This window comes from Falsiruegeria litorea R37 (assembly GCF_900172225.1).
GTDB classification, from domain to species: domain Bacteria; phylum Pseudomonadota; class Alphaproteobacteria; order Rhodobacterales; family Rhodobacteraceae; genus Falsiruegeria; species Falsiruegeria litorea.
Genome location: NZ_FWFO01000004.1, coordinates 333,067 through 343,758 on the forward strand (window position 1 = coordinate 333,067; position 10,692 = coordinate 343,758).

The 10,692-nt window shown below is 58.5% G+C and carries 10 protein-coding genes and 1 pseudogene; 6 read left to right on the plus strand and 5 right to left on the minus strand.

Going from position 1 to position 10,692, the window contains the following annotated elements; all coding sequences use genetic code 11:
• Positions 1–179: 179 nt before the first annotated feature.
• The 5 genes from TRL7639_RS19755 (at position 180) to TRL7639_RS19775 (ending at position 4,659) form a co-directional block, all read left to right on the plus strand.
• On the plus strand, positions 180–1,061 hold the full coding sequence (locus TRL7639_RS19755; protein ID WP_085797591.1) for an FAD binding domain-containing protein: 882 nt from the start codon (positions 180–182) through the stop codon (positions 1,059–1,061).
• The gene (locus TRL7639_RS19760; RefSeq protein WP_085797592.1) at positions 1,058–1,537 is read left to right on the plus strand and encodes a (2Fe-2S)-binding protein; all 480 of its coding nucleotides are present in this window, start codon (positions 1,058–1,060) and stop codon (positions 1,535–1,537) included. Before TRL7639_RS19755 ends, TRL7639_RS19760 begins: the two co-directional genes overlap by 4 nt.
• Complete coding sequence (locus TRL7639_RS19765; RefSeq protein WP_085797593.1) at positions 1,537–3,777, plus strand: xanthine dehydrogenase family protein molybdopterin-binding subunit; 2,241 nt, start codon at positions 1,537–1,539, stop codon at positions 3,775–3,777. Before TRL7639_RS19760 ends, TRL7639_RS19765 begins: the two co-directional genes overlap by 1 nt.
• Complete coding sequence (locus tag TRL7639_RS19770; protein WP_085797594.1) at positions 3,770–4,015, plus strand: MoaD/ThiS family protein; 246 nt, start codon at positions 3,770–3,772, stop codon at positions 4,013–4,015. The genes TRL7639_RS19765 and TRL7639_RS19770 overlap by 8 nt, the downstream gene beginning before the upstream one ends.
• An 83-nt stretch (positions 4,016–4,098) precedes the next feature.
• Positions 4,099–4,659 carry a hypothetical protein gene (locus TRL7639_RS19775; protein WP_133057680.1) on the plus strand — a complete coding sequence of 187 codons (561 nt, stop codon included), beginning with the start codon at positions 4,099–4,101 and terminating at the stop codon, positions 4,657–4,659.
• 389 nt (positions 4,660–5,048) lie between these two features.
• On the opposite strand, the gene TRL7639_RS23595 is transcribed toward TRL7639_RS19775, so the two are convergent.
• Genes TRL7639_RS23595 through tcuA form a run of 3 tightly spaced genes read right to left on the minus strand, consistent with a single transcriptional unit; the run spans position 5,049 to position 8,259 of the window.
• Positions 5,049–5,846 (minus strand): GMC oxidoreductase, encoded by a 798-nt coding sequence (locus tag TRL7639_RS23595; RefSeq protein WP_370809093.1) that lies wholly within the window; start codon positions 5,844–5,846, stop codon positions 5,049–5,051.
• A gap of 27 nt (positions 5,847–5,873) precedes the next feature.
• A complete protein-coding gene (tcuB, locus tag TRL7639_RS19785; protein ID WP_085797597.1) occupies positions 5,874–6,944 on the minus strand; it encodes a tricarballylate utilization 4Fe-4S protein TcuB in 1,071 nt (356 codons plus the stop codon).
• A complete protein-coding gene (gene tcuA, locus TRL7639_RS19790; protein WP_235820463.1) occupies positions 6,934–8,259 on the minus strand; it encodes an FAD-dependent tricarballylate dehydrogenase TcuA in 1,326 nt (441 codons plus the stop codon). Before tcuA ends, tcuB begins: the two co-directional genes overlap by 11 nt.
• Before the next feature lie 136 nt (positions 8,260–8,395).
• Here tcuA and TRL7639_RS19795 point away from each other — a divergent pair, with 136 nt between their 5' ends.
• Positions 8,396–9,328, plus strand: coding sequence for a LysR family transcriptional regulator (locus tag TRL7639_RS19795; RefSeq protein WP_085797599.1), 933 nt, complete (start codon positions 8,396–8,398; stop codon positions 9,326–9,328).
• 121 nt (positions 9,329–9,449) lie between these two features.
• Here the strand turns inward: TRL7639_RS19795 and TRL7639_RS19800 are convergent, their stop codons facing one another.
• Both TRL7639_RS19800 and TRL7639_RS23390 read right to left on the minus strand, forming a co-directional pair.
• On the minus strand, positions 9,450–10,556 hold the full coding sequence (locus tag TRL7639_RS19800; protein WP_085797600.1) for an alpha-hydroxy acid oxidase: 1,107 nt from the start codon (positions 10,554–10,556) through the stop codon (positions 9,450–9,452).
• Positions 10,556–10,692: pseudogene (locus tag TRL7639_RS23390) on the minus strand (sulfopyruvate decarboxylase subunit beta); the annotation flags it as partial. The gene TRL7639_RS19800 and the pseudogene TRL7639_RS23390, both read right to left, overlap by 1 nt.

Consider the following 10,692-nt stretch of genomic DNA (forward strand, 5'->3'; position numbering starts at 1 on the left):
CCTTTCATTTTCCCGAGCTTAGAATTGGGTTTTTCTTCAAACCCCAATACAGCATGGCCAAAAACGACATTCAGAGTTTGATCAAAGTGTCGCTACTGGCCATGGACCTACCTGAGTTGCTGTTCTAACGTCGCCTCAAACCACCCAGTCAATTCCTGACCAACAGGTGCGAGGTAAATATGAACTATCACAGCCCTGCCAGTTTTGCCGAAGCCTCGGCTCTGGCTGTAAACGCAGATGGTGTGACGCGGTTTCTTGCGGGCGGGACGGATGTCCTGGTGCAGCTGCGCGCGGACATCGTCACCCCCGATACTCTGATCGACATCAAAAAGATCGATGGCGTCAGCGACATCAAACAGAACGATGACGGCAGCTGGACGCTTGGCGTAGCCGTCACCGGCGCCGAGATGACCGAGCATGCCAGCCTGTCGCAGGATTGGCCCGGCGTGGTCGAGGCGATGGACCTTGTTGGTTCGACACAGGTTCAGGGCCGCGCCACGCTGACGGGCAACCTGTGCAATGGCTCGCCTGCTGCTGATAGCGTTCCGGCCATGGTGGCCGCGGGTGTGACCGTCACCGTCACCAGTGCGGATGGCAGCCGCGAGGTCGCGGTCGAGGACATCCCGACCGGTCCCGGTCGCACGTCACTGACCAAGGGTGAGCTGGTTTCGGCGGTGAACATCCCGGCACGTAGCGCCAATGCGGGCGACGCCTATTTGCGCTTTATCCCCCGCACTGAAATGGACATCGCCGTTGTCGGCGTGGCCGTCTCTCTGCGTCTGGATGGGGACACCGTGACCGAAGCGCGTGTCTGTCTGGGCGCTGTCGCACCAACAGTTCTGCTGGTGCAGGACTGCGCGGATGCGATCATTGGCTCGACACTGGATGATGCGGCGCTGGACGCTCTGGCGGCGGCCGCTTCGGCAGCGTGCAACCCGATCACCGACAAACGCGGCACCGTTGAGTTCCGCACTGATGTGGCTGGCGTGCTGGCCAAACGCGCGGCGAAAATCGCCTATGCCCGTGCCAAGGGCGAGACCGTGAAAGGAGATCACGCATGAGCAAGATCCACGTCACAACAACCGTGAACGGCGACGAGACAGAATTCCTGTGCGATCCGCGCGAAACGCTCCTCGACGTGCTGCGCGACAGGTTGAACCTGACCGGCGCCAAAGAGGGCTGCGGCACCGGCGATTGCGGGGCCTGTTCGGTGACCATCGACGGGCGTTTGGTCTGTTCCTGTCTGGTGCTGGGGGCCGAAGCCGAGGGCAAAGACATTGCCACGGTCGAAGGCATCGCCGATGGTGACACGCTCCATCCGTTGCAGCGCAAGTTCATCGAACACGCTGCCTTGCAATGCGGTATCTGCACGCCAGGTATCCTGGTGGCGGCCAAGTCGCTGCTGGAAAAGAACCCGGACCCGACCGAGACCGAGGTTCGCTATTGGCTGGCTGGCAACCTGTGCCGTTGCACCGGCTATGACAAGATCATTCGCGCCGTGATGGATGCGGCCACTGAAATGCGGGAGGCGTCGTAATGGCTCTGGACGATCGTAAATCCGAATTCACCTTTGTGGGCACACGCCCCGACCGCCCCGATGGGCTCGACAAGGTCACTGGCCGCGCCAAGTTCGGCGCCGATGCCGTTGCGCCGGGGATGTTGTTTGGCGCCATCGTGCGCTCACCCCATGCTCATGCACGGATCGTGAAAATCGACACCTCCAAGGCCGAAGCCATGAAGGGCGTCAAAGCCGTGGTCACCCGCGCCGATTTCGCTACTGGCCTAACCGGCGAATTCTGGAACGTGCAGGAAAACGTCATGGCGGGCGACACCGCGCTTTATGACGGGCATGCAGTGGCGGCGGTTGCAGCGAACTCGGCACTGGATGCGCGCGACGCGGCCAAACTGATCGAGATCGAATACGAAGTACTGCCCCACGTCACCGACGTGGACAAGGCAATGGAAGCCGATGCACCGGTGATCCGCGAAGGGACAGCTGACGGTTCGGTGCCCGAGGGGATGCACCCCAACGTCGTGCGCTATCACGAAAGCGGCCATGGCGATGTTGCGGCAGGTTTTGCGGCGGCTGATCTGGTGATCGAGGACAGTTTCAAGACCGAAGCAACCCATCAGGGGTACATCGAACCGCACGCCTGCCTCGCCTCTCTTGGTGCGGACGGCAAAGGCGAGCTGTGGTGTACCACGCAAGGGCACTGGTACGCACAAAAACACTGTGCCGCGCTTCTGGGCATCGAAACCTCGCAGCTGCGTGTGACCGCGTCCGAGATCGGCGGCGGCTTTGGCGGCAAGACGACCGTGTTCATCGAACCTGTTGCGCTGGCGCTGTCGCGTAAAGCCAATCGTCCGGTAAAGATGGTGATGAGCCGGTCCGAGGTGCTGCGCGCCACCGGTCCGACCTCGTCGACCTCGATGGACGTCAAGATCGGTATGAAAAAGGACGGCACCATCACCGCCGCCGAAGGGATCTTCCGCCTGCAAGGCGGCGCTTTCCCCGGTGCGCCGATGGAATTCACCGCCATGTGTGCGTTCGCGCCCTATGCGTTGGAGAACGTCCGTCAGGTGGGCTATGACGTCATTGCCAACCGTCCGAAACAGGCCGCCTACCGCGCTCCGGGCTCGCCCATGGCGGCCTTTGCGGTGGAATCGGTGATCGACCTGCTGTGTCAGGAGCTGGGTCTGGACCCGGTCGAGGTTCGTCTGAAGAACGCGTCGAAAAAGGGCACCAAAGCCAGCTATGGCCCGCGCTTTGACGACATCGGCCTGGTCGAATGTCTGGAAGCAGCACGCGATCACCCGCATTACTCGGCCCCGCTGGAGCCGGGGCAGGGTCGCGGGATTTCCTGCGGCTTCTGGTTCAACCACGGCGGCGAGACCTCTGTCTCGCTGGCGCTAAGCGAGGATGGCACTGTTCAGGTCTCGGTCGGCACGCCGGACATTGGCGGCAGCCGGGCGTCCATGGCGCTGATGGCGTCGGAAACGCTGGGCATCCCCTATGAGAACATCCGTGTAACCATCGCTGACACCGCGACACTGGGCTACAATGATGTCAGCCACGGCTCGCGCGTGACCTATGCATCCGGTCTGGCCACCATCAAGGCAGCCCAAGCGGCGATTGCCGAGATGTGCAAGCGCGCCGCAGCCAAGTGGGGCATCCCTGAGGATGCGGTGAAGTGGGAAGACGGCTGCGCGGTGCCTTCGGGCCCCAACGCTGGCGATTTTGAGCCGCTGGCGATGGCTGACATCACGGCCGATATGGGTGCCACTGGCGGTCCGATCTCCGGTCACTTCGAGGCCACACCCGAAGGGGCTGGCGTGTCGTTTGGCGTGCATATCGTGGACGCACAGGTGGACCCGGAAACCGGCAAGACATCCATCCCGCGCTACACCGTCATTCAGGACGCAGGCAAAGCGATCCACCCGGCTTATGTCGAAGGTCAATATCAGGGCGGTGCCGCGCAAGGCATCGGTTGGGCGCTGAACGAGGAATACATCTATGGCGAAGACGGACGTCTGCAGAACGCCGTGTTCCTTGACTATCGCATTCCCGTCGCCTCGGACCTGCCGATGATCGACACAGTGATTGTCGAGGTTCCCAACCCTGGCCATCCTTACGGTGTGCGCGGCGTGGGCGAAACCGGCATCGTGCCCCCCTTGGCGGCCATTGCCAACGCGGTGTCGCGTGCGGCCGGCGTGCGGATGTTCGAATTGCCGATGTCGCCGCCCCGCATTCTGGCGGCGCTCAAAGCGGATGGTTGAGGTCAACCTCTGGTCCGGTCTGCGCAGTCTGACCGGCGGCAAACAGGTGGTGGAGGTCGAGGCCTCCACCGTTGGCGAGGTCCTGTCGGGCCTCGTCAAAGCCTATCCGCAACTGAAGGTCCCGATCGAGGCAGGCGTGTCGGTGGCTGTGGATGGGCGCATCATCGCCAGCGGATTGACCGAGCCGGTCAGCCCCGACAGCGAGGTCTACCTGATGCAGCGTCTGAAAGGCGGTTGAACCCAAGACTGTGAGTTGAGGTTTGACCGCTCTCAGCGTAGAGCAGCGTCCTACTTGATTTGGCTGGATCGATCTGCGCGCTTATGACAAACCGTCTAACTCTTTTGGGATTGGGACAGTTCTTGCTCTGGTGGGCCTGCGGCGCCTTGGCACAATCGCAGCAAATCCTGGAGATCGACAGTTTGCTGGTGGATCGAACTGGGCGTGTGGTGGTGACGTTTGAGCTGCACAATACCTCGGACCGACCTGTATGTGTCCCGACCAAAGCCGACAAACCGTTGGCTTTTGTCGAGCAATTTCATGCTTTCGACAACTTGCAGATGAGACGGGCCGAGAATTCGCCGACTGGTATCGAACGGTTTCGTGCAACTTATCTTGTTGTTGATCCCGGCCAAAGTCTTACTGCAAGCACAACGTATTCAGCGCACGATTTCAGGGGATTCTCGGAACAAATTGGGCAAGTTTCAAGATCACCTCAGGTGGAGAAGGACCCGCTGTATGTGATCCTTTTGCTCGCGCTGCGCAATTGCCCCTTGGTGCGCCATAGCGGAAGTATCACATTCAATGGCGGGTGGCACAATCCTCGGATGCTCAGATCGCTGCCTTCGCGGGTGTTCAGCCTGCGCAACCCCGGTCGCTATTAATTGGTTAGCGATTTGTTAAACTATTGAATCTCTAATCTTCATACCGGCGGTGCTGACCAACGCAGATAGGGGAAATCTCTGGTCTGGGTCTCGTCGTCAGGAAATATGCAAGACCCCGCTTTGTGTCCGATCTGGATGTATATGTTCCCTAGTTTCTGGAGTTGCAAATTATGGCTCTGCGTCTATTGAAATGTGAATATTGTTCGCACCACCTGCGGTTTGGTGCCCCCCGTTGCGGCAAGTGTTATCAGAAAACGCCGTCCTTGAACCGGTTCTGGCGCATTTCCACTGGCCTTGGGCTTGCCACTTTGGTGGTTGTTATGGCCTTTTCTGCAACGATCAGCTGAGCACACCAAACGCTTCAGATACTGATCAGGGATCCGAGCGTGTCAATGATGTGCAATGATCACGGCCGCGCTGGAACCGACTGCCCTTGCGTGTCGGCTCATGTACCGCCGATGCGAGAAACGAATTGGTATATGGGGCTGCAGTCGGTGCCCCAGATCTCTTGCCTCAGGAATGGGTGTGTGGAGTTCGACTTGAGACGCGGCTTGCGGTCCACAAGTCCCACTGGTGGCCGGAGCAGGTGTTTCATTGTCCATCAATCCGGGCGCAAAGCTGGGCGACGACGGGCCATAGGCGGGATCATCCGTCACGTTGGGGCGCTGTTCTGGGTCTTTCCCCCGGTCAGCGCAGGCAGGCTGGTGCCTCGAATCAAGTCCGTTGCCCGTTCTGCATGTGCCGCAGGGGGGATACGCGCTTTCGACCTTGTCCTTGAAAAATCGATCAATCTGTTCATCACTGCTGCAGTCTGATCCAGGAGCAAGCTCGGGTTCTGCAAATTCGGCCAATGCCGGTTGCTGAAAAATCTGGCGTGTCAGCCTGACGCAAGCCCGCATTCCCAACCAGTCATCTTCGTGACTCACATAATTGAAACGCACGCGAGGTGCATTGCGCGGGTTGGACGGGTCCAGTCGAACCCAGTCACGGCTTTGTGACCGTTTTGTCCCTACGTGAACCTGGAAACCATGCCCTTTGGCCAGGGATTTGCCATCAAAAGGGATTGCGAGTGGGCGAAAGTGAAATTGAAGGTCGGGATAGTTGATCCCGACACGGCTGCGGATATGAGCCCCAGCTTCGAAACGATTGGTGGCGCCCAAGCCATCCCGACGCAACAACCAGCGCAATCCAATCCGCGCTTTGCCCGCCAGCTTCTACCGCGCATTTCTTTTTCGCTGCGCATCTCTGACCAAGGCCGCCAGCCGGTAAAACCCATGTGCCATCTTGGAAAACGGAGTCAGCAGAAAAAATGTAAGCACACTGCCAAGGTGAACGGCCAGCAGGGGCGGCATTAATGTGGTGGAGCCCAAGGCATAGAGTGCAAGCCCACTAAAGCCCACGAACCCCAGAAGCACGATGAACCCGATGTCGCCGCTCCATGCGCCTGAGTCCCCCAACCCGCGATCGGATTTCAGCTTGAGCCGTACCATGCCGACACATCCCAGCGTCATCAGAAAGCCACCGAAAATTCCGAGCAGTTTGGGCAAAGACAACAAAGGGTAGGGGGCGGGCAGGTCAAAGAAGTAATGCATGATCGTTGCAACGCTCGTCGCGGCGAAACATAACAGAAAGCCATACATTATGGCGTGATGAGCGTGACGGCGGGCATGGGTAAACCGATCTTCGTCTTCGAAATTGCAGCCCTCTTCGTGACCTGCCGCCAGATCCTGCATCTTGGCGCTGCGTATGAAGGCGGCCTTTAGATCGCTGAATCGTATTGTGGTGCCGCCAACGTCGCACCAGTACTGGCGCAGGCTGATTGCGATGCTGGCCAGCGGAAATAGAAAAGCCGGGGCAAAGATCGCGACCATGGCATTGTGGGACAAGACAGCGTAAAAGCCTTCTCCCCCAGCTGAGCCAATGGCTTTGATCGCAACAAACAACAACGCCAGGCCTACGACCAAGGCAAGGGCAATTGCTCCTCCATGGGTGTGAAACCTGCGTGCTACGGGGCGCGGCCAGGCATAGTGTTCCCAGCTGTCACGCCGGACTTCGGCCAGGATTTTTGGCAGGTTCAGGTCGAATTCATGCGGGGCCGTGTATTGGCAGGCATAATAACAGCCCCGGCAATTGTGACAGAGATTGGCCAACTGCGTGATGGCCGCATCAGAGAAGACGCGTTCGGTGTGCAAGGATGGAAAAACCGAACAATAGCCTTCGCAATAACGGCAGGCATTGCAGATCTCGGCCTGTCGGCGGGCTTCCTGGATCAGATCAATTTGCATATGCGGCAGCCTCTCGACCGGCAATACGGCCAAAAACGGTTCCAATGGTCATGCCGAACCCGGCCAGGTACCCTTGGCCCAGGATGGACCCAGCCATGGTCTCGCCCGCAGCCCAGAGATTTTGGATTTTCCCGTGGGTGGTCGAGCATTGCGCGTGGTCATCCACCTTTAGTCCCAGATAGGTAAAGGTCACGCCCGTGCGCAGGCTATAGCCATAAAACGGTGGCTCAATGATCGGGCGGGCCCAGTTGGTTTTAGGTGGGCTGATCCCGGTTGTGCATACCCCATCCAGTTCGGTTGGGTGAAAGTTCTGCGTGTCGCCGCAGGCTGCGTTGTAATCGGCTACCGTCTGGGTCAGCTTTTCAACGGGCAGGTCCATCATCCCGGCCAACTCCTCTAACGTGTCGGCCTTTAGCGGCGGGAAAACCGATGGCATGAACAGGTTCAGGGACCGGCTGTCAATGATGGCATATCCCACCTGATCGGGTTGTGCTGCCACAAGACGCCCCCAGATCGCATAGCGTTTGGGCCAGACGTCTTCGCCCTCGTCATAGAACCGTTGTGCATTCTTGTTCACGACGATGGAGAAAGGCACGCAATCAAGCCGCGTTACAATTCCACCATCGAACTTGGGGGCCCGCCCGTCGATGGCCACGGCGTGACATTGGGTTGGATCACCAATGCGTTCCACACCTTGATCCAACAAGTCCCTCAGCACGACACCGCGATTGTAAGGCGTCCCACGGATGAGGAAATTCTTGGCCGGTTCACCCCAGGCACGGGCCAGCCATTCGGTGTCGGCCTGAAACCCTCCGGATGCCACGATCACAGCCTTGGGAGAGATCTGGTAGTCCACGCCGTCGCGCGTGTAATCCAGCCGCTCGATCTTGTTTCCATTCAATTCGAGATGGGTGACATGCGCCTCATAAAACACGTCAACACCCAGCCTGTCGGCCGTTCGGTAGTAGGCATTCACCAGCGACTTGCCGCCACCCATGAAAAACGCATTGGTTCGCGCCAAAGACAGTGTCCCCGTCAAGGACGGCTGAAACCGAACGCCGCGTTCTTTCATCCATGGCAGGCATTCTTCGGAATGACGGATCGCCAGCCGGGCCAGATTTTCATCGGTTTTTCCATCTGTGACCTTGAGCAAATCGGCAAAGTACTCTTCTTCGTCGTATTCTTCGATCAAAGGGTCCAGTGGTCGCATATGCATGCACCGAAAATTCCGCGTATGGCGCGAGTTTCCTCCACGATAGGACTTGGGAGCGGTTTCAAGGATCAACACCTTTGCACCCGCTTCTGCGGCCGTCATCGCGGCGCATAGGGCCGCGTTCCCGCCGCCGATTATGGCAATATCATAGGTCGTCACTGAGTCACCCTTTCAGGGTTTAGTTTAGGCGTTCAGCTTATTGATTGACCAATATTAGATTTTTCTAAATTAATGCGCTATGAGCATCAATTATGATTTCGGAGATCTGGAAGCTTTTCTGGCCGTGAAGGAAACGGGTTCTTTCCACCGGGCTGCCGAAAGGCTGAACCTCTCTCAGTCGGCGGTTTCCCGGCGTGTTCAAAAGCTTGAGGACGCTTTGGGTTCGGTTCTGTTTGAGCGAACCACACGTGCAGTTGTGCCGACGTTGGCCGCAAAGAGGCTTCAGGCTAGAGCAGAGGCCATTCTTGAAGATGCACAAGAAACAGCACGTGCCATGCGCGATGAAAGTGTCACTTTCGCCTATCAGCGCGGGGCGATCATCACCGTAGCGGCCATTCCAACCGTTCTAAGGCGGCTGATTGCTCCGGCGCTGGTTGCGTTCAGTTCAAACCGGCACGCCGCACGGGTTCGAATTTTGGATGGCACTGCAAATGAAGTGGCAGAGGCCGTGGCGCAGGGAGAGGCGGATTTCGGGTTGGGCTCAATCCCGATGTTGGAACCCACGACCGAGTTCGAGCCCTTGTTTGATGAGCAAATTGTTCTGGCCGTGCCCAACGGACATAAATTGGCGGCTGACAGCTGTGTTTCCCCCACGCAACTTGCAAAAGTTCCTTTGATCTTTCCATCGCGTGGCACCGGCAACCGACTGTTGATCGACGAAGCATTCGCGCGTGCGCGGATTGAACTGAATTGGACATACGAGGCGCACCGTACGACGACCAGTTTGCAAATGGTCGAAGAGGGACTGGGGGCCGCGCTTTTGCCTCAGTCAGCCGTTGGAGCAGTCGGCGTCTCGACGTGTCGGATACAAAATCTCGAGATCGCGCGGCCGATTGGTCTGTTGTCCCGGTTGGGGCAAGCAGATTCCCGTGCGGTCCTGGCATTGAAGAGGCATATAAGGGAAACATCTGATCGACCCACCCAACGGGGCTCACCAACTACAACGGGGTGAGCGTCGCTCTATCCGACGGCTGCGCCCCCGAAAATCAGGGAGGCGCTGAATTTCCCCGGGATGATGGTCGGTACAAGATCGCAACAGCTGTTCGGGCAAGAGCGCAAGTCGGATCTTGCCCCTAGGGATTTGCGTTTGTGCCGGTCAGCTTGACCTGTCCGGTTTGTGCCATAGCGATGCTCAATTCTTCGCTCAAAGCATCCCACAATTGCTCTAAACCCGATGTTCCCGCCGCCGCGATTGCGAACTGCAAAATTCTTCCAACAAAGATAAAATCAGCTCCAACTGTAAGGGCCTTGAGAATATCTTCGCCCGATTGAATCCCGCTGTCGTAGAAAACAGGATAGTCCGGACCAAGTGCAGAGCGGATTTCGGACAGAGCTTGAATTGGGGCAGGGGCCGCGTCCAGCTGTCGAGCTCCATGGCTGGAAACTTGGATGGCGTCCACGCCTGATGCGGCCAGCATGCGCGCGTCTTCGACGTCTAGCACGCCTTTGACCACCAGGTTTCCCGGCCAAAGATCGCGCAGCCGCGCCAGTGTGTCCCAAGTGGCTCTGGCCCGGCTTTCTGTCCGGTCAAAGGAATACCCTTCCATGTCGAAGTTGGCCATTGTCGGCTTACCTTTGAGCAGGGCCGACATTGACCATCGCGGATGCATGGCAAAATCAAAGAACTGTCGCGGGCCAATGCGGAAAGGCATTTTGAAGCCATGACGCAGCTCGCGCGGGCGGCGGCCGACTTCTGGGACATCAACCGTCAGCACCAGCGTTTCATAGCCCGCGTTTCGGGCCCGTTCCGCCAGCTTGAATGTACCGGCCCCATCGCCACTGAAATAGAGTTGAAACCAAGCATACCCCTCTGCGGTTTCCTGTATGACTTCCAACGCAGTAGAGGCTACGGTCGAGACCCCATGAGGGACGCGGTATCGTGCTGCCAACCGGGCCAACATCAGATCGGCACCCGGAGCGGCCAGGTTGCACATACCCATGGGGGCGATGCCAAAGGGGCGATCGGCCTCGGCCCCGAAAATCTGCGTGGCCAGCGATCTCTGGCTGACATCGCGCAGAATGCGTGGACGCAGGGTGATCGCATCCAAAGCAGCACGATTGCGTGCTGCCCCGGTTTCTCGCCCGGCTGCCCCGTCGATGTAGTCAAACACCATCCAAGGCAACCGTCGTTTGGCGAGACGCCGCGCATCCTCGGCTGAATGGATCGTGGACGCGCTCATCAGCTGGCAACAGCCTTCATGAACCTGTCCTTGATGACGACGGGGTCCATTGTGATGACGGGCATTTTTGCGTTGCCGCTTTCGCATTTGCTGACGATCACGGTCATCTTGCCACCGTCCAGCGCCGCCTGCAGTG